8 protein-coding genes are annotated in these 23,028 nt (G+C 34.7%); 2 read left to right on the forward strand and 6 right to left on the reverse strand.

Annotated elements, in window-relative coordinates:
* The first annotated feature begins 27 nt into the window (after positions 1–27).
* On the forward strand, positions 28–345 hold the full coding sequence (locus tag WPG_RS11935) for a DUF3467 domain-containing protein (RefSeq protein WP_045472908.1): 318 nt from the start codon (positions 28–30) through the stop codon (positions 343–345).
* 142 nt (positions 346–487) lie between these two features.
* On the opposite strand, the gene WPG_RS11940 is transcribed toward WPG_RS11935, so the two are convergent.
* The 6 genes from WPG_RS11940 to WPG_RS11970 all read right to left on the reverse strand — a co-directional run bounded on the left by WPG_RS11940 (position 488) and on the right by WPG_RS11970 (position 10,597).
* Complete coding sequence (locus WPG_RS11940; protein WP_045472912.1) at positions 488–718, reverse strand: (4Fe-4S)-binding protein; 231 nt, start codon at positions 716–718, stop codon at positions 488–490.
* A gap of 192 nt (positions 719–910) precedes the next feature.
* Positions 911–2,782, reverse strand: a complete 1,872-nt coding sequence (locus tag WPG_RS11945; RefSeq protein ID WP_045475538.1) for an OmpA family protein — start codon at positions 2,780–2,782, stop codon at positions 911–913.
* Positions 2,783–2,792: 10 nt separating this feature from the next.
* Positions 2,793–3,725, reverse strand: a complete 933-nt coding sequence (locus tag WPG_RS11950; protein ID WP_045472915.1) for a type IX secretion system membrane protein PorP/SprF — start codon at positions 3,723–3,725, stop codon at positions 2,793–2,795.
* A complete protein-coding gene (locus WPG_RS11955) occupies positions 3,725–6,805 on the reverse strand; it encodes a gliding motility-associated C-terminal domain-containing protein (RefSeq protein WP_045472918.1) in 3,081 nt (1,026 codons plus the stop codon). Before WPG_RS11955 ends, WPG_RS11950 begins: the two co-directional genes overlap by 1 nt.
* Positions 6,806–7,031: 226 nt before the next feature.
* Positions 7,032–8,708 (reverse strand): LysM peptidoglycan-binding domain-containing protein, encoded by a 1,677-nt coding sequence (locus WPG_RS11960; RefSeq protein WP_084221576.1) that lies wholly within the window; start codon positions 8,706–8,708, stop codon positions 7,032–7,034.
* A gap of 302 nt (positions 8,709–9,010) precedes the next feature.
* Entirely contained in the window at positions 9,011–10,597 is a 1,587-nt protein-coding gene (locus WPG_RS11970) for a peptide chain release factor 3 (protein ID WP_045472927.1), read from the reverse strand.
* Between the two features lie 492 nt (positions 10,598–11,089).
* Between WPG_RS11970 and WPG_RS18075 the strand changes: the two genes are divergently transcribed.
* Entirely contained in the window at positions 11,090–23,008 is an 11,919-nt protein-coding gene (locus WPG_RS18075; RefSeq protein WP_045472930.1) for a T9SS C-terminal target domain-containing protein, read from the forward strand.
* Positions 23,009–23,028: the final 20 nt, after the last annotated feature.

Consider the following 23,028-nt stretch of genomic DNA (forward strand, 5'->3'; position numbering starts at 1 on the left):
TTTTTTTGGAGGCTTAAAAAAGATAAGATGGCAGACGAAAAAAATAATCCTAAAAAAGGACAAATTAATATTGAGTTAGATGAAAAAGTTGCTGAAGGTATATATTCTAACTTAGCAATTATTAACCATTCAGTATCTGAATTTGTAGTAGACTTTGTAAGTATTATGCCAGGTACACCAAAGAGTAAGGTGAAATCTAGAATTATACTAACTCCTCAACATGCTAAACGTTTGGTAAAAGCATTGGCTGATAATGTTACACGATTTGAAAAAGCTCATGGTGAAATTAAGGATTACGAACAGCCACCGATTCCGTTGAATTTCGGACCAACTGGTCAAGCTTAATTTATAGAATTAGTTGTGCTCGATATTTTTTTGACGAGCAACCTCAAACTCGTTAAATTTCTAGAACTTATTAATATAGAATAAAAAACCCTTCGGAATAACTTCTAAAGGGTTTTTTTAAGCCATTCAATATTGCTTTAAGTTACGCAACATCTTTTTGATTATAATAGAATTGTAACGCACCAGATGGGCATTTATTAACTTGATTAATAATAGCTTCGGTTTGTGCTCCTTCTAAATCTATCCAGGGAATCACAGAATTTCTAAATACATCTGAAAGTTGTTTTGCACAAATACCAGCATTTGCACAACAGCGAGGTTGGTAGGTTACAGTAATTTCTTCATTACTGAAAACGTTTGAGTTAATATCCATAATAAGTAGATTATTTGGGGTTAATCTTGGGTTCAATTTATAAATTGAAATTTAATAACGATTAAAATATCGATAAAATACTTAAAATATCGATAAAATGATGATTTTTATAATGATAATCGATGAAATGCATAGTAAATCAGTTATAATGGAAGTCTAATAATGTTACGAAAAAACAACTTTTTAATATTATTATTTTATAATTATAAATTCACATCTTCTATTTACCGCATGTTCACTTTCTGTACAATTATCATTACAATTAACTAATAATTGACTTTCCCCATAACCAATAGCTAGTAATCTCGAATTTTTAATTCCATTTGATATAATATATTCATACGCAGCTTTAGCTCGATTTTCTGATAAAACTATATTGTAATTTTCATCACTCCTGGTATCAGTATGTGCACCAAGTTCAACTTCCATTCTTGGGTATTTCTTCATCAAATTTATTAATACGTCTAGCGTGTTTTCAGCTTGTGGTTTAATATCCCATTTATCTAAATCAAAGTATATGTTTTCTAATTCTATATATACGTAACCATCTTCTTTTTCTACTACAATATCCTCAGCATCATCATAAGATTCAATCTCTAACTCAATATTTAACTCAATACGACCAGAGTCGTCCGTGTCAAATGAAACTTCTTTTGGAATATATAGTGGTTTAAAACCTTCTAAAAAATATTTAGAATTGGGTATTGTGCGGAATTTGTAACGACCATCTATACCAACCTTAACTGAGTCAATTGGTTTGCGTAATTCATCGAATAGAGTTACCAAAGTGTTTGGTAAAATTTCTTCAGAGTTAATATCTCTGACTGTCCCTTCAACTATAAAAGTTCTATCGTTTTCCTCTCTTTTATATAAGTAAATATTATCACTTCCATCTCTATTAGAAGAAAGATACCCTTTATTTGTATTAGCATCAACTATAAATGAAAAATCATCTAGCTCAGTATTTAAACTCGAACCTAAATTTAGAGGAGTGGACCAGCCCTTATCTAATGTTTCGCTCATAAATATATCTAATCCTCCTAAACCTTGATGACCTTCAGAAGTAAAATATAAGGTACTATCTAAAGGGCTTAAATAAGGAAATTGATCTCTGTAAGGGGTATTAATTACTGGTCCTAAGTTTACAGGTTCGCCAAACGTATCTTCTACTATATCGACATAATAGATATCAAAAGAGCCATAACCACCAGGCATATCACTTGAAAAATAGAGTCTTTTATTGGCAGTGTCTATCGTTGGATGTTGAGAAGAATATATATTGCTAGAGAATGGTAAAAGTTCTACATCTTGCCACTCGTTATTCTTTAATTGGGCTTTATACAATTGTACTGTAGCTATTTTTTGATCACCAACTTCATAACGTTTTTCATTTGTTCTTGAAAAATATATGGTTTTTCCATCTGATGAAAAAACGGCATTACTTTCATGTTGTTTTGTATTTATAGTTTTTGGTAAAATTTCAACACCTATTAAATCACCTTCTTTAGTAATTTGTCCTTTATATAAATCTAAATAAGGTTGTCCATTCCATGAATAAAGATTCTTGCTTTCTGCTCTGACTGAAGAAAATGTAATTGAATCTCCAAAAAAGCCAACCCCAAAATCACCAGATATACTTCCTGATTTAATTTTCTTGACATCATAAATATATGGCACACCATCTTCTAAAATTTCAATAAATTTTTCGGTATTTAAAGACTCATTTTTTAAAAGCCCCATGATAGAATCAGCTAACTTAGCATTCTTTGATCCATATAAGCTTTGAGCAAGTTTAAATCTTATTTGATCTGTAAATAGAGTATCATTAGTATTTGCTACTTTTAAATATGAGTTACTAGCTTGTTTCATTAAACCATTAAAGTAGTAGCAATCACCTAATTTAATTTTAATATCGTTAGATTGAGGTAACTGTTTATATAGCTCAGCAGCCTTTACATAAGAGCGTTGCATAAATAATTTATTGGCCTTTTTCAGTTTAGAATTTTGGCTTGTAATTATTTGTGTTGAAACAATAAAAAACAAAAATAAAATCTTATGATACATTTCAAATAATTTAAAAGAATCTTGGTGACTTATCATAACCATTTCCTTTTTTTGATAAATCGAATAAAAACATGATTTCGTGTGTTCCTGAATTAAATCTACCTAAGTTAGAAACCGTATAGTCATAAGCATATCCAATTCTTAATGATTCAGCTACTCTTATGTTAAATAGTCCGCTAATGCCATCATCAATTCGATAACCAATACCTAATTCAAATTTTTGATTATATAATGCATTAGTTGTAATATCTATACTCAAAGGCGCTCCTGAAACTGCCTTAGTCATAAAAGCAGGTTTTAGTTTTATTTTTTCGTTTATATCAAAAACGTAACCACCCGTTGCAAAAAAATGTGTTTCTTCTGATCCTTCAATTACAATTCCACTGCCTTCTTCTAAGTGTTTTGATTTTAAAAGATTAGGTGCAGAAATCCCTAAATAAAATTTATCGGAAAAATAATAAGCACCACCACCAAAATTTGGAAACACACGATTTATATTTTCTGCAAACGCAGGATCTGGTAAAGGGTCTGAATAAACAAAACCATTAAAATCCGTAGAATAGAATGAAAGACCAGCCTTAATTCCTAGAGATAATTTAGTGTTCTCAGAAACTGGAAATACATAAGCCGCATCAAAAAATATATTTGTGTCTTTTACAACGTCACCAATTTGATCGTGTACGATAGAAATACCACCCTCTATATTTCCAAATTTACTATGAGCAAAAAATGATCCAGTTGTAGGCGATCCTACAGCTCCCACCCATTGAGATCTGTATATGAGTCCAAAGTTAATAATGTCATTATCATCTGTAGCATATGCAGGATTAATAACATTCATATTATACATGTACTGTGTATATTGGGCATCTTGCTGACCAAAGGAAAATATAACCTTAAAAAAGATTATAAATGATATTATAATATTGAATTTACTTTTCATTATCTACTTAAATACACACGTCCTTGTTTTGGGTCTTTAACACCGTCTTTGAATTCTAGAATATAGAAATATATTCCAACTGGAAGTTTGCTATTTCCAAATCTATTTACTGAGGTTCCATCCCATTCAGGTGAATTAATGTTTCCTTCATATAATTTATTGCCATTTCTATTAAAAATCGTCAATTTAAAATTTGGAAATAAAGTATCTAGATTAACTATATGGAACGTATCGTTAATTGAGTCACCATTTGGGGAGAACCCATCAGGTATAATAAGTTCATCATTGCAATCTTCAATTGAAACAGTAACTTCTAATCTAATTTCACTAATACATCCATTACTATTGATTAGAGATGCATAATACGTTTCTCCATCTACTAAATCAGTGTCAATCGGTAAAGGGGTACTAGAATTTACTGAGTCAAACCATTGGATACCTGTAGTATCTATAAGATTATTTGTTAAATCGTTTAAAGTAGGCGTGTCATCTATACAAAATGTGTTGCCGTCTGCAATAATTTGAGGTTCAGTGCTCTCAAATATTTCGAAGTTAATAGAATTAATACCTGCAAGATTAGCAGGACATAGACTATTAGCATTTAAAAATGAAATAATACTAAATGTATGCACTCCAGTCTCAGTAAAAAGATTAGCAGGAATGATTATTGTAATTTCACCATTACTAATAGATTCTGTAACCGTATTGGAAAATGAACTACCAGAACTAGTTATTTCAAATGTTATAGTGTAGCTGTCGTCAACTAAAGAAGAAATATTAAATAATAAAACTGAAACATCACGACCAACACATACATTAGGTATTTCTATTTCTAAACCAGATAGATCAGGATTGTCTGTAAAACTTAATATAATTTCTGAAGCATCTTCAGGTCCACAATTATTTGCATTAACGGTATAGGTGTAAGTTCCAGCTGGATCAATAGTAGGATCAAATACTCCAGTACCACTATTCAGAGCAGGTGACCATGTGCCTCCAGTGTCAGGTGTACCACCAAGGCTATTAAATAGATCCACAGTATTGGTATCATCCTGACAAATATTGAGCACACCATTGCTACCTGCATTAGGTGGATTAACATTAGTTATAGTTACTGTCGCAGAATTATCAGGACATGAGTTAGTATTATCAGTCACAGTATAGGTATAAGTTCCTATAGGATCAACAGTAGGATCAAAGATTCCTGTTCCACTATTCAGAGCAGGTGACCATGTGCCACCAGATTCAGGAGTGCCACCAAGACTATTAAATAGATCAATTATATTAGTATCACCAACGCATAAATCCACTGTGGCATCGGTACCAGCATCAGGAGGTGGTAATAACGATATAGTAACATTAGCAGAAGCGTCAGGGCATGTATTATTAGGATCATTTACAGTATAAGTATAAGTTCCTATAGGATCAACAATAGGATCAAATATTCCAGTACCACTATTAAGAGCAGGTGACCATGTGCCTCCAGTGTCAGGAGTACCACCAAGGTTATTAAATAGATCTACGATATTGGTATCGTCTTGACAAATACCGAGAGTACCATTGCTACCTGCATTAGGTGGATTAATATTAGTTATAGTTACTGTCGCAGAATTATCAGGACATGAGTTAGTATTATCAGTCACAGTATAGGTATAAGTTCCTAGAGGATCAACAGTAGGATCAAAGATTCCTGTTCCACTATTAAGTGCTGGTGACCATGTTCCACCAGATTCAGGAGTACCACCAAGACTGTTAAATAGATCAATTATATTAGTATCACCAACGCATAAATCCACTGTGGCATCGGTACCAGCATCAGGAGGTGGTAATAACGATATAGTAACATTAGCAGAAGCGTCAGGGCATGTATTATTAGGATCATTTACAGTATAAGTATAAGTTCCTATAGGATCAACAGTAGGATCAAATATTCCAGTACCACTATTAAGAGCAGGTGACCACGTGCCTACAGTGTCAGGAGTACCACCAAGGATATTAAATAGATCTACGATGTTAGTATCGTCTTGACAAATATTAAGATTACCATTACTACCAGCATTTGGCGGGTTAATATTAGCTATTGTTACCGTAGCAGAAGCATCAGGGCAAATGGGATTATTACTAGTCACAATGTACGTGTAAGCACCAATTGTATCAATTGTAGGATCAAAGATTCCAGTGCCACTATTTAAAGAAGGTGTCCATGTGCCACCAGATTCAGGAGTACCGCCTAGAATACTAAATAAATCAATAATATTAGTATCACCAGCACACAGATCTAAAGTAGCGTCCATGCCTGCACTAGGTTGAATTAAAAATTCAACAAGTACCTCTAGGCGATTTGAGCTTTCACATGGGAGGTCTATCACTGTCGCATAGTAAGTTTCTCCATTGACTAAAGGTGTGTCTTCATCAAATGGTGATGCAGACGAAAAAGACGGGTACCATAAATTTGTACCACTTGCCACTAAATCACTTACTGTAGGTATATTATCAGGTGTAGCACAAAATTCTTGAATATTATTTCCGGTGGGTGGGGGTACTAATCCAATATTCACAAGCACTGCTAAACGAGATGTTCGGCAACCAGTTTCAGAATTTGATTGATCCGCATAATATATAGTATTATCTAGTATAATTTCAGTTACATCTAATGCAATACCACCAGAAGGGTCTATATACCAATTAACATCATTACCTATTGCTTCCAAATCAGCAATAGTCGCTTCAGAAGGATCTTCAACACATACACCTTGAAAACTTAAGCCAGTTGGTGGTCCGATTATTTCTACAGTAACTTCAATTCGTGATCCGCAATCGCCAGATGCATTATCTAAAAAATAACTTTGTCCATCTATTAATGAAATGTTATTTGCTAATGGTGTAGTTGAAGTTGATGAATCAAACCAACCAATACCTGCTCCTTGATCACTTGCTTGTAAATCTGAAATAAACAAAGATTCAAGATCACAAAAAGATTGAGAATTATCATCTACTGTAGGGCACTGAGTCCATCCAAATAAACTAGATAGAAAGCAAATAAATATTATTATAGCTTTAGAGGACTTAGGGTTATTCATTTATACAATTGTTCTTAGAAACACTATGTTATTGAATTAAGTAATAATTCATAACTCAATGTTTTAATATTAGTTTTCATCATATAAAATGATTAATTTGGACATAAATAATTAAAAATGCGTAATCAAAGGTATAAAAAAATATTTCGACAAAAAGATTATTTTTTCAGATAAAAAGTAGCTTTTTTAAGTTTTTCTTTTTTTGACCTTAAAATAAGTATTTCATCTAGTAAGTTATAATACGTTTAGTATTAGATTTTTCATCATATATATAAATTGAAACAGCTTCATTTTTTATTGAATTTCCATCTGAATTATACTTAAAATAAACTCCAGAAATTTCTGATTCTTTGTCATTAAAACCCATTATTCCATTATTTATTAATCTATTTAATACATCATAAGTGATGGAATAAGAGATATCTTTTATTGTATCAATACTTGGTGTCGAGCTAGGGCTAAAAGCCATAGGATATATCATTTTTAAAACTTTGAATCTATTCGAAGAAACTTCAGATTCATCAGGAATATTTTTGTAATCCAACACGGCCAATTGAATATCATAGTTACTAATCTCTCTGAGTAAAGTGTTTGAAGCACTTAAGAAAACACCAGTTTTATTACTCTCTATTAAAACATAATTTTTTCTATTCTTATCTAAAGAATTTACAAGTTCATTTGATTTAAAAGTGTTTTTTCTGTTCAGCTTAATCATATTAATATTAGGTATCATTTGTTGAATGACCCTAATATTGTTTATATTTTTATCGTTATGTAAACAAATAATATTTGCATTTTCGGAATTTAGAAAAGACAGCATTTTATATCTTAATATAGATTTAGTAGGTAATGTATTTAAATTGATTTCTTTTATTTCATCTCCTTCAGTGTAACTAATAGTATATTTACCATAATCTTCAGTATCCAATGAATTTTCAAAATTCACAATTGGTTGTATTTGATAAGAATTATTGTTGTTATCTGAATTAATTGTGATGTTTAGATTTGGATTTTCGGTTGATAAAGTATTTAAAGCTTTGTTCAATCCCTGAAAATATGATATTGATTTTTTTTGATTCTTACTACTAATATTAGATTGTCTCCAATCTATATTTGCGCTAAAAATGATTTTGTTAGTCGTTTTTTTAGAATCGTTTGTTGTTATTCCTATTGTTGACTTAATTTTAATACTATCACCTGCTATAACGCCATTTTTTAAATTTGGATTTAATTCAATTAATTTAAAATAAGATAGATTAGTTTTTTTTGATAGACTAAAAAGTGTTTCTTTAGGTTTAATTATATACCAATTATTTCCTTTCATTAAACTACTGTCATTATCACTAATGTTTATTGGTGTTTCTTCAGAATTATAATTTTTTGTATTCTTGATTAGAGAAATTTTATCTCCTGCTATTAGAGTATTAATTATTTTCGGGTTTATTTCTTCTAATTCTGATATAGATATATTAAATTTTTTAGATAGGCTAAATTTTGTATCGCCTTTTTGAATAATGTAAGTACTATCGTTTTTTACTAGATTCTCTTTTTTATCGCTTATATTCAAAGTTTGGTTAATGTAAATTATATTACCTTTAACATAGGGATTGAGTGCTCTTAAATTTTGTAATGGTAAATTATATAGTTTAGAAATACTCCATAATGTTTCTCCCTTTTTAACCTTATGTCCGTTATTGTTTATTGATTTTTCTTCAGTGATACTGTTAGATGGAAGTTTTAATTTATGTCCAGCCTGTAATCCATTTTTTATAATAGGATTAGAGTTTTCAAGCTGATTTATCGAAATTCCAAATTTTCTAGATATTCCAAATTTAGTTTCCCCTTTTTTTGACAACATATAAATTTGAATCGATTGAGTCATTGTTTTTGTAGCTAGCCTCATTGCCTGTCGGTATAGAAAGAATTTCACCAATTTTAATAATAATTCTAGAATTAGGATTTAACTTGTAAATTGCGTCAATAGTTGTATTGTATTTTAGTGATAATCGATATACATTTTCACCTCTTTTTACAGTGTGTTCAATCGTCTCATTCTGACTGTTCAATGAGAAAGAGATAAAAAATGCTATTAATAAGACCCTGCAGGAATTAACCATAAAATAATAATATATTCTATAAAAATATCTAATTACCTTTGGATTGTGTCCTAATTAGATTCTATTTATTAAGAGGTTATGAACAGTTTTAAAATTCTGAAGTCATATGAAATGTAATACTAGGATATTTTTGTTGAGACATTTGTAAAGAAAACATAGAGTCTGCTAAAAATACCAGTTGATTTTGTTTGTCTCTTGCTAAAAAACGTTGTTTAACTCTCAAGAATTCTTTAAATTCATCACTCTTTTCATTATCCGTATGTATCCAACAAGCTTTGTGTACGTTTAAATTTTCATAAGTACACTTTGCACCATATTCATGCTCTAATCGATATTGAATCACTTCATATTGAAGCGCCCCAACAGTACCAATAACTTTTCGACCATTAAGATCTAAAGTGAATAATTGTGCTACACCTTCATCCATTAGCTGGTCTATACCCTTGTATAGTTGCTTAGCCTTCATTGGGTCTGCGTTATTGATGTATCTAAAGTGTTCTGGTGAAAAGCTAGGTACTCCTTTATAATTTATAATTTCACCTTCAGTCAACGTATCACCAATTTTAAAGTTTCCTGTATCTTGAAGCCCAACAATATCTCCTGGATAAGAAATATCTACAATTTCCTTCTTTTCGGCAAAAAATGCATTTGGACTAGAGAATTTTAGTTTTTTGTTATGCCTTACATGGAGGTAGGGAGTATTTCGTTTAAATTCACCAGATACAATTTTTATAAAAGCTAATCTATTTCTATGATTTGGATCCATATTTGCATGTATTTTAAATACAAATCCAGTAAACTTTTCTTCATCGGGCCTAACTAAACGCTCTTCACTTTGTTTTGCTCTTGGTTTAGGTGCAATTTCAACAAAGCAATCAAGTAATTCTCTAACACCAAAATTATTTAAAGCTGAACCAAAAAATACAGGTTGTAAGTCACCGTTTAAATAGTCTTCCTTGATAAATTCAGGATAAATACCCTCTACAAGTTCTATTTCATCTCTTAGTGTTTGGGCAGCGATATCTCCAATTAAATCATTTAATTTTGAAGAGGTTAGATCATTAATCTCTATGGTATCATTAATATCCTTTTTACTATCGCCACTAAAAAGATTCACGTTCTTTTCCCATAGATTATATATACCTTTAAAGTCATAACCCATACCAATTGGAAAACTCAGAGGTGTAACTTTCAGACCTAACTTTTGTTCTACTTCATCTAAAAGATCAAAAGCATCTTTACCTTCACGATCAAGTTTATTTATAAAAACTATCATTGGAATGTTACGCATTCTACAAACTTCAACTAATTTTTCAGTTTGCTCCTCTACACCTTTCGCAACGTCTATAACAACAATAACGCTATCTACAGCAGTTAAAGTTCTAAATGTGTCTTCAGCAAAATCTTTGTGACCTGGAGTATCTAAAATATTAATTTTAATACCATTATATTCAAAAGCTAAAACAGAAGTGGCAACGGAAATTCCACGTTGACGTTCTATTTCCATAAAGTCACTGGTGGCACCTTTTTTAATTTTATTGCTTTTTACTGCTCCAGCCTCTTGTATTGCACCACCAAATAAAAGTAGTTTTTCGGTTAATGTTGTTTTACCAGCATCTGGGTGAGATATAATACCAAAAGTGCGTCGTCTTTCTATTTCTTTTAAAAAACTCATGAAGCATAATTATTAAGCGATTGCAAATATAATGAGTTCAAGAGTATTAATAGATTTAATTCAATAGTATGTTATAAAATTTAAAGTTATCAATTTTGATAGTAAATACATACATATTAATCTTTTTCGTATTTTTACATTAAGAAAATTTTAAGACTAGTTTTCTTATTGTTTTTTGTGGTTGATTAATAGCAAATCTCTTCACAATATAGTATTAAGTCTGATTATTTTTAAATTTTTAATGTGACATTAAGACACTTCAAGGTGTCTTACAATGTAGATTGTGTTTATAAGATATTCTATAATTGACATTGAATAATCTTACAAAAAATTTGTTTTTTACACTTTAACGAATATATTTGCACTTTATCGATAAGAATAATTATCGTTTATATGTAAATTTGAATTATACATCAACTATATAATACTATGAAAATCTCTACGCGATTCTCTGTCAAAAAGAACACTATTTATAATTTGCTTAAATATCGAGTGTTAAATAATTTATTTCAATTAGATATAAAAGCCTATTTAGTATATGGTTTTTTCTTATCATTTCTAATGATGAGTGCCCAAGAGGAAGTAACAACAATATATGGTGATCAAGGAGGTTTTTTTACATCTTCAACTGTTACACCTCTTACAGCAACAGATTCAAATAACCTACTAGGCTTTACAGCGGACGGAGTAACCTATTCAACTGGGGTTGATGATTCGGTTTTAACCTCCAATGGCATAACATTTACAGCTGCTAACTTTTTTGCTTTTCCTATACCAGGTGTAATTAATTATAATACACTGGAATTGTTAGGGGTAGCTTATAATTGGGGTGGTGTAAATCAAACTAATCTCCCTACAGATTACATTAACAGTTTCTCGCCAATAGTACCTACTAATTTTGTTAAGGATGGAACTAATGGTTTAGAAATGAGTACTAATTTTTTCAACATTAATGCTCAAGATATTGAGTATGATGATTTAACAGTACTTTCAACAGCAAACATTAATGATAATATACCAGATATAATTGTAAATCAAACAGGGGCGCCTGGAAGTAGCAGCGATACATTTAGATTTGTAGATAACCTTGGTAATACTGTAGGTAATTCAGTTGTTGTAGATTTTTCATCTACTCCTGTTGTGGCAGGTGTAGATTGGACCATTTACCGTGTAAATACTAATACAGGTTCGGTAGATAGCGCATTTGGCGTAAATACCTTCAGAGATTATAGAGTTTTATCATTTTTATTGAGTGATTTTGGAATTACAGTAGTAAATTCACCACAAATAGTAGGATTTGTTCATAGTACATCTGGTGGTACTGATATTGCTTTTACAGCATATAATTCTGATACTTTAGGTTTTGGTTCTTCTGTAGATTTAAATATAACCACGAGTATACTGTCTTCAACAAGTTTGTGTGCAACTACTGTAGTAGATTTAGTTTCTACGGTTACAAATGCTAGTGGTAATGATAATAATGGTTTTGTCGTAGAAGCACCATTACCTTCAGGATTAAGTTATGCAAATAGTACTGCGGTTTTTTCATCTGGTTCTGGATCAGCTACTTATGATACGATTTTAAATGAATGGGTGATTTTTGGCTTACAAGCAGGTGAGAGTGTAATTTTAACTCTACAAACGTCAGTGTCTTCGATAACATTGCCATTGTCATATAATGCTCAAATTACGAATTTGTCTCAGACAGATACTGATCTTAGTAATAATACATCTAGTATTTCTGAGAACGATATTGATTGTGATGGTATATATGATTCAGGAGATGTAGATAATGACAATGATGGTATTTTAGATACCGTTGAAGATGAAAATTTAGATTTAGATAATGACCCTTTGACTAACCCAACTGATACAGATGGTGATTTAATACCAGATTACCTTGATTTAGATAGCGATAATGATGGTATTTATGATGTTGATGAAGCAGGTAATACAGCATTAGATACAAATAATGATGGTGTGGTTGATACTAATGATGCAGGCTTTACAGATTTAGATACAAATGGAGCAGATGATGATGCTGAAGCTACAACACCAATAGATACAGGTATTGATGGAAGTTTCGATTTTCAAAATACAGATAGTGATGGAGATGGATGTAGTGATGCAAATGAGGCGTACAATAATGCTAATGCAGATGGTAGTGACGGAGGTCAATTTGGCACTATCGATCCAGCTACAGTAAATCCAACAAATGGTTTAGTTACCGAAACAGGAGTTGATTATACTCTAGGGACAAACGCTTCTGTAATTGATGATTTGATATCAGTATGTATTTGTGATATCACGAGTATATCTTCGTCTAATATCGATGCATGTAATGATAACGGTACTACATCTAATATAATAGATGATACTTTTACAGCTGATATAACTGTTGTTTTTACCAGTAAGCCAGGTTCTGGAACTTTAGATTTAACTGGTGATGGTACAGCATCAGTTTCAATAATTGGTTTAACATCACCACATACTTTTGTGGATGTTGTGTTGCCAGCAGATGGCAGAATTATAGATTTAACAGCAACATTTTCGGCTGATGGCGCATGTACATTTACTAACACAAATGTATTAACGGCCCCATTTGAGTGTAGTGATGATGCATGTCCAGATATAATTCCAACAGGAAATCCAACGACAGCTATAACAACAGGTGTAACTTTTGATATTACGGGAACTGGTCCAGCTTCAGGTGCTATTTTGAATTCTATATCAGTAGCAGGAGAGCCAAATCCATTTACGGAGTATTACATACCTACAGCAGTAAGTTATGGATTCACAAATGAGGATGCATTAAATCAGTATATTTTAGACGGTGTAACAGCAGGTCCTACAATTGATGATGGTCCAGGAGTATTTGATCCAGCATTATTAGCAACATTTTCAGATAGAGATTTAACAAACTACTTATCGACAAATAACAGTATTGATCCTGCTGATTTCACTGAGATTTATTATGATGCACCAATTAGTGCCGCATCGAATAGATACCTTGTTATGACGGAACGTGATGGTAATAACACGTACGAAGTTCAAGCCTTAGATGCTGCAGGAGATCCTACAGGATCAGTAAGGACAGCATTTATACCAAACTATATAGATACAGGAATTACTACTACTGTGCCTGGTCAAAACATATTTGCAAATATTTATCCTTTAACTGCATTTGTAGGATCTGGTAATGATATTCATGGCTTTAGAATTACTTATAGATCAAGTAGTGTTGGAGATGGTGGTGATGGGAAAGCTTTTATTTTTTATGATCCGTCTTTCTTAACACCTCCACCGACAATAGAACCGACAACGTCTGCAGTACAGCCAACGTGTCCATCTAATGAGGGCTCAATAACAATTGATGCTACAGATAATGGTGGTGGAACAATAGAGTATAGCGTTAATGGTGCCGCAGGTCCATGGCAGACGTCAAATGTATTCAACAATTTAATACCAGGAACTTATACACCAGCTGTAAGATATCAATCAACAATAACATGTTTGGCAGTGTCTAACAACCCAATTACTTTAGATGGTTTAGATTGTCCAAGTATCGAAGCAGTCAAGACTGTAGCGATTACTAATGATGTAGCGCCAGCTGGTGCGAGTTTAGGGGATACAGTCACTTATACAATTACTGTAGCAAATACAGGAAATGTAACCTTAGATGGTGTTGGTATTGTAGATACGTTTGAGGATGCTAATGGAAATACTTTAACCTTAGCTACAGGTCCAACGTTTGTAAGCACTAACCAAGTAGGTGGTGTAGATGGTACTTTACGAGTAGGGGAGATAGCGACTTATACAGCGACTTATGTTATTGAGCAAGATGCAGTAGATGCAGGAGGCTTTAGTAACAGTGTATTAGCAGATGGTGATAGTCCAATGGATACTAATGTCGATGACACGAGTGATGATGACGATGATTTAGATGGTAATACGGATGATGATCCAACAGAAACAACAATATCAGAAGATCCAAGTATCGAAGCCGTTAAGACTGTAGCGATTACTAATGATGTAGCGCCAGCTGGTGCGAGTTTAGGGGATACAGTCACTTATACAATTACTGTAGCAAATACAGGAAATGTAACCTTAGATGGTGTTGGTATTGTAGATACGTTTGAGGATGCTAATGGAAATACTTTAACCTTAGCTACAGGTCCAACGTTTGTAAGCACTAACCAAGTAGGTGGTGTAGATGGTACTTTACGAGTAGGGGAGATAGCGACTTATACAGCGACTTATGTTATTGAGCAAGATGCAGTAGATGCAGGAGGGTTTAGTAACAGTGTATTAGCAGATGGTGATAGTCCAATGAATACTAATGTCGATGACACGAGTGATGATGACGATGATTTAGATGGTAATACGGATGATGATCCAACAGAAACAACAATATCAGAAGATCCAAGTATCGAAGCCGTTAAGACTGTAGCGATTACTAATGATGTAGCGCCAGCTGGTGCGAGTTTAGGGGATACAGTCACTTATACAATTACTGTAGCAAATACAGGAAATGTAACCTTAGATGGTGTTGGTATTGTAGATACGTTTGAGGATGCTAATGGAAATACTTTAACCTTAGCTACAGGTCCAACGTTTGTAAGCACTAACCAAGTAGGTGGTGTAGATGGTACTTTACGAGTAGGAGAGATAGCGACTTATACAGCGACTTATGTTATTGAGCAAGATGCAGTAGATGCAGGAGGGTTTAGTAACAGTGTATTAGCAGATGGTGACAGTCCAATGGATACTAATGTCGATGACACGAGTGATGATGACGATGATTTAGATGGTAATACGGATGATGATCCAACAGAAACAACAATATCAGAAGATCCAAGTATCGAAGCCGTTAAGACTGTAGCGATTACTAATGATGTAGCGCCAGCTGGTGCGAGTTTAGGGGATACAGTCACTTATACAATTACTGTAGCAAATACAGGAAATGTAACCTTAGATGGTGTTGGTATTGTAGATACGTTTGAGGATGCTAATGGAAATGCTTTAACCTTAGCTACAGGTCCAACGTTTGTAAGCACTAACCAAGTAGGTGGTGTAGATGGTACTTTACGAGTAGGAGAGATAGCGACTTATACAGCGACTTATGTTATTGAGCAAGATGCAGTAGATGCAGGAGGGTTTAGTAACAGTGTATTAGCAGATGGTGATAGTCCAATGAATACTAATGTCGATGACACGAGTGATGATGACGATGATTTAGATGGTAATACGGATGATGATCCAACGGTAACAGTAATCTTAGAAGATCCAAGTATCGAAGCCGTTAAGACTGTAGCGATTACTAATGATGTAGCGCCAGCTGGTGCGAGTTTAGGGGATACAGTCACTTATACAATTACTGTAGCAAATACAGGAAATGTAACCTTAGATGGTGTTGGTATTGTAGATACGTTTGAGGATGCTAATGGAAATACTTTAACCTTAGCTACAGGTCCAACGTTTGTAAGCACTAACCAAGTAGGTGGTGTAGATGGTACTTTACGAGTAGGAGAGATAGCGACTTATACAGCGACTTATGTTATTGAGCAAGATGCAGTAGATGCAGGAGGGTTTAGTAACAGTGTATTAGCAGATGGTGACAGTCCAATGGATACTAATGTCGATGACACGAGTGATGATGACGATGATTTAGATGGTAATACGGATGATGATCCAACAGAAACAACAATAGGAGAAGATCCAAGTATCGAAGCCGTTAAGACTGTAGCGATTACTAATGATGTAGCGCCAGCTGGTGCGAGTTTAGGGGATACAGTCACTTATGCAATTACTGTAGCAAATACAGGAAATATAGTCTTAGATGGTGTTGGTATTGTAGATACGTTTGAGGATGCTAATGGAAATGCTTTAACCTTAGCTACAGGTCCAACGTTTGTAAGCACTAACCAAGTAGGTGGTGTAGATGGTACTTTACGAGTAGGAGAGATAGCGACTTATACAGCGACATATGTTATTGAGCAAGATGCAGTAGATGCAGGAGGGTTTAGTAACAGTGTATTAGCAGATGGTGATAGTCCAATGAATACTAATGTCGATGACACGAGTGATGATGACGATGATTTAGATGGTAATACGGAGGATGATCCAACAGAAACAACAATATCAGAAGATCCAAGTATCGAAGCCGTTAAGACTGTAGCGATTACTAATGATGTAGCGCCAGCTGGTGCGAGTTTAGGGGATACAGTCACTTATACAATTACTGTAGCAAATACAGGAAATATAATCTTAGATGGTGTTGGTATTGTAGATACGTTTGAGGATGCTAATGGAAATGCTTTAACCTTAGCTACAGGTCCAACGTTTGTAAGCACTAACCAAGTAGGTGGTGTAGATGGTACTTTACGAGTAGGAGAGATAGCGACTTATACAGCGACTTATGTTATTGAGCAAGATGCAGTAGATGCAGGAGGGTTTAGTAACAGTGTATTAGCAGATGGTGATAGTCCAATGGATACTAATGTCGATGACACGAGTGATGATGACGATGATTTAGATGGTAATACGGATGATGATCCAACGGTAACAGTAATCTTAGAAGATCCAAGTATCGAAGCCGTTAAGACTGTAGCGATTACTAATGATGTAGCGCCAGCTGGTGCGAGTTTAGGGGATACAGTCACTTATACAATTACTGTAGCAAATACAGGAAATGTAACCTTAGATGGTGTTGGTATTGTAGATACGTTTGAGGATGCTAATGGAAATACTTTAACCTTAGCTACAGGTCCAACGTTTGTAAGCACTAACCAAGTAGGTGGTGTAGATGGTACTTTACGAGTAGGAGAGATAGCGACTTATACAGCGACTTATGTTATTGAGCAAGATGCAGTAGATGCAGGAGGGTTTAGTAACAGTGTATTAGCAGATGGTGATAGTCCAATGAATACTAATGTCGATGACACGAGTGATGATGACGATGATTTAGATGGTAATACGGATGATGATCCAACAGAAACAACAATATCAGAAGATCCAAGTATCGAAGCCGTTAAGACTGTAGCGATTACTAATGATGTAGCGCCAGCTGGTGCGAGTTTAGGGGATACAGTCACTTATACAATTACTGTAGCAAATACAGGAAATGTAACCTTAGATGGTGTTGGTATTGTAGATACGTTTGAGGATGCTAATGGAAATACTTTAACCTTAGCTACAGGTCCAACGTTTGTAAGCACTAACCAAGTAGGTGGTGTAGATGGTACTTTACGAGTAGGAGAGATAGCGACTTATACAGCGACTTATGTTATTGAGCAAGATGCAGTAGATGCAGGAGGGTTTAGTAACAGTGTATTAGCAGATGGTGATAGTCCAATGAATACTAATGTCGATGACACGAGTGATGATGACGATGATTTAGATGGTAATACGGATGATGATCCAACAGAAACAACAATATCAGAAGATCCAAGTATCGAAGCCGTTAAGACTGTAGCGATTACTAATGATGTAGCGCCAGCTGGTGCGAGTTTAGGGGATACAGTCACTTATACAATTACTGTAGCAAATACAGGAAATGTAACCTTAGATGGTGTTGGTATTGTAGATACGTTTGAGGATGCTAATGGAAATACTTTAACCTTAGCTACAGGTCCAACGTTTGTAAGCACTAACCAAGTAGGTGGTGTAGATGGTACTTTACGAGTAGGAGAGATAGCGACTTATACAGCGACTTATGTTATTGAGCAAGATGCAGTAGATGCAGGAGGGTTTAGTAACAGTGTATTAGCAGATGGTGATAGTCCAATGGATACTAATGTAGATGACACGAGTGATGATGACGATGATACAGATGGTAACACAGAGGATGATCCAACGGTAACGACTATAGGAGAAGATTCAAGTATTGAAGCCGTGAAGACTGTAGCGATTACGAATGATGTTGCACCAGTAGGTGTAAGTTTAGGGGATACGATGACTTATACAATAACAGTTACTAACACAGGAAATGTAACATTAGATGGTGTTGGTATTGTAGATACGTTTTTAGATGGTGATGGAAATGCACTGACTTTAACTTCAGGACCGACCTTCCAAGGGCCATCAAGTTTAGGTAGTTTAGAAGGTGATTTATTAGTTGGTGAAGTAGCGACTTATACAGCGACATATGTAGTAGCTCAAGATGCAGTAGATGCAGGAGGGTTTAGTAACAGTGTATTAGCAGATGGTGACAGTCCAATGGATACTAATGTCGATGACACGAGTGATGATGACGATGATTTAGATGGTAATACGGATGATGATCCAACGGTAACGACTATAGGAGAAGGTTCAAGTATTGAAGCCGTTAAGACTGTAGCGATTACGAATGATGTTGCACCAGTAGGTGTAAGTTTAGGGGATACGATGACTTATACAATAACAGTTACTAACACAGGAAATGTAACATTAGATGGTGTTGGTATTGTAGATACGTTTTTAGATGGTGATGGAAATGCACTGACTTTAACTTCAGGACCGACCTTCCAAGGGCCATCAAGTTTAGGTAGTTTAGAAGGTGATTTATTAGTTGGTGAAGTAGCGACTTATACAACGACATATGTAGTAGCTCAAGATGCAGTAGATGCAGGAGGCTTTAGTAATAGTGTATTAGCAGATGGTGACAGTCCAATGGATACTAATGTCGATGACACGAGTGATGATGACGATGATACAGATGGTAACACAGAGGATGATCCAACGGTAACAGTAATCTTAGAAGATCCAAGTATCGAAGCCGTTAAGACTGTAGCGATTACGAATGATGTTGCACCAGTAGGTGTAAGTTTAGGGGATACGATGACTTATACAATAACAGTTACTAACACAGGAAATGTAACCTTAGATGGTGTTGGTATTGTAGATACGTTTTTAGATGGTGATGGAAATGCACTGACTTTAACTTCAGGACCGACCTTCCAAGGTCCATCAAGTTTAGGTAGTTTAGAAGGTGATTTATTAGTTGGTGAAGTAGCGACTTATACAGCGACATATGTAGTAGCTCAAGATGCAGTAGATGCAGGAGGCTTTAGTAATAGTGTATTAGCAGATGGTGATAGTCCAATGAATACTAATGTCGATGACACGAGTGATGATGACGATGATACAGATGGTAACACAGAGGATGATCCAACGGTAACAGTAATCTTAGAAGATCCAAGTATCGAAGCCGTCAAGACTGTAGCGATTACGAATGATGTTGCACCAGTAGGTGTAAGTTTAGGGGATACGATGACTTATACAATAACAGTTACTAACACAGGAAATGTAACCTTAGATGGTGTTGGTATTGTAGATACGTTTTTAGATGGTGATGGAAATGCACTGACTTTAACTTCAGGACCGACCTTCCAAGGGCCGTCAAGTTTAGGTAGTTTAGAAGGTGATTTATTAGTTGGTGAAGTAGCGACTTATACAGCGACATATGTAGTAGCTCAAGATGCAGTAGATGCAGGAGGCTTTAGTAATAGTGTATTAGCAGATGGTGACAGTCCAATGGATACTAATGTCGATGACACGAGTGATGATGACGATGATACAGATGGTAACACAGAGGATGATCCAACGGTAACGACTATAGGAGAAGATTCAAGTATTGAAGCCGTTAAGACTGTAGCGATTACGAATGATGTTGCACCAGTAGGTGTAAGTTTAGGGGATACGATGACTTATACAATAACAGTTACTAACACAGGAAATGTAACCTTAGATGGTGTTGGTATTGTAGATACGTTTTTAGATGGTGATGGAAATGCACTGACTTTAACTTCAGGACCGACCTTCCAAGGGCCGTCAAGTTTAGGTAGTTTAGAAGGTGATTTATTAGTTGGTGAAGTAGCGACTTATACAGCGACATATGTAGTAGCTCAAGATGCAGTAGATGCAGGAGGCTTTAGTAATAGTGTATTAGCAGATGGTGATAGTCCAATGAATACTAATGTCGATGACACGAGTGATGATGACGATGATACAGATGGTAACACAGAGGATGATCCAACGGTAACAGTAATCTTAGAAGATCCAAGTATCGAAGCCGTCAAGACTGTAGCGATTACTAATGATGTTGCACCAGTAGGTGTAAGTTTAGGGGATACAGTCACTTATACAATTACTGTAGCAAATACAGGAAATGTAACCTTAGATGGTGTTGGTATTGTAGATACGTTTGAGGATGCTAATGGAAATACTTTAACCTTAGCTACAGGTCCAACGTTTGTAAGCACTAACCAAGTAGGTGGTGTAGATGGTACTTTACGAGTAGGAGAGATAGCGACTTATACAGCGACTTATGTTATTGAGCAAGATGCAGTAGATGCAGGAGGGTTTAGTAATAGTGTATTAGCAGATGGTGACAGTCCAATGGATGCTAATGTCGATGACACGAGTGATGATGACGATGATTTAGATGGTAATACGGATGATGATCCAACAGAAACAACAATATCAGAAGATCCAAGTATCGAAGCCGTTAAGACTGTAGCGATTACTAATGATGTAGCGCCAGCTGGTGCGAGTTTAGGGGATACAGTCACTTATACAATTACTGTAGCAAATACAGGAAATGTAACCTTAGATGGTGTTGGTATTGTAGATACGTTTGAGGATGCTAATGGAAATGCTTTAACCTTAGCTACAGGTCCAACGTTTGTAAGCACTAACCAAGTAGGTGGTGTAGATGGTACTTTACGAGTAGGAGAGATAGCGACTTATACAGCGACTTATGTTATTGAGCAAGATGCAGTAGATGCAGGAGGGTTTAGTAACAGTGTATTAGCAGATGGTGATAGTCCAATGAATACTAATGTCGATGACACGAGTGATGATGACGATGATTTAGATGGTAATACGGATGATGATCCAACAGAAACAACAATATCAGAAGATCCAAGTATCGAAGCCGTTAAGACTGTAGCGATTACTAATGATGTAGCGCCAGCTGGTGCGAGTTTAGGGGATACAGTCACTTATACAATTACTGTAGCAAATACAGGAAATGTAACCTTAGATGGTGTTGGTATTGTAGATACGTTTGAGGATGCTAATGGAAATACTTTAACCTTAGCTACAGGTCCAACGTTTGTAAGCACTAACCAAGTAGGTGGTGTAGATGGTACTTTACGAGTAGGAGAGATAGCGACTTATACAGCGACTTATGTTATTGAGCAAGATGCAGTAGATGCAGGAGGGTTTAGTAACAGTGTATTAGCAGATGGTGATAGTCCAATGAATACTAATGTCGATGACACGAGTGATGATGACGATGATACAGATGGTAACACAGAGGATGATCCAACAGAGATTGTTATTGTTTCTAACCCGAGTATAAGTTTGATAAAAACAGCACTTCCACTAGAAGATACTAATGGTGATGGCATTGCAGGAAGTATTGATGATTTTATTACATATGCTTTTACCGTAACTAACACAGGTAATGTAACATTAACTAATGTTCAAATACAAGATACTTTACCTGGTATTAACTTAATGGGCGGTCCAATTGCAGTTCTTTTACCAAATCAACCTGATAGTTCAACATTCACAGCAACGTATCAAATTACACAAGCTGATCTTGATACAGGGTTTGTTATAAATTCTGCTACAGTAAGCGGAGAAGCACCAGGTGGAGATACAGGTGATCCATCAGATGATATAACTGATACGAGTGATGATCCAAATGATAATAGTAATACCGATGATAATGGTGATGGTGAACCAGATGATCCTACAATCACTGAAGTTAATTCAATCTATGACTTAGAAGTAACTAAAGTTGTAAATGAGTTGACACCAGTTGTAGGTGATGAAGTAATTTTCACTATTGAAGCAGCGAATATTGGTAATGTTACTACAACAAATATTGTGATAAGTGAACAAATTCCAAGTGGATATGTTTATGTGTCTCATATTGTAACAGCAGGAACTTACTCTGAGTTTGATGGTGAATGGACTATTACCCAATTAAATCCAGACCAAGTAGAAATACTTGAGATTACGGTGGAAGTACTTGGATTTGGTGACTATTTGAATAGTGCTTTTGTTAGCAGTTCTTTAGGTGGTACAGATGTAAATCCAGGAAATGATGAAGGTAATGCCATAGTTGATCCAATATGCTTAACTATCTATAACGAGTTTTCACCAAATGGTGATGGAGTTAATGAGACATTTGTAATCGATTGTTTAGAGAGATATACTAATAATAAATTAGAAGTGTACAATAGATGGGGTAATATAGTTTACTCAAAGAATCGTTATTTAAATGACTGGGATGGTACTTCAAATGGAAGAGCAGTAATTAATCAATCTGATAAGTTACCAGTAGGTACATATTATTATGTTCTGGACTTAGGAGATGGCTCAGAACCACGAGTTGGATGGTTATACATAAACAGATAAGATTAATTAACACTGAATTA

The organism is Winogradskyella sp. PG-2 (assembly GCF_000828715.1).
Taxonomy (GTDB): domain Bacteria; phylum Bacteroidota; class Bacteroidia; order Flavobacteriales; family Flavobacteriaceae; genus Winogradskyella.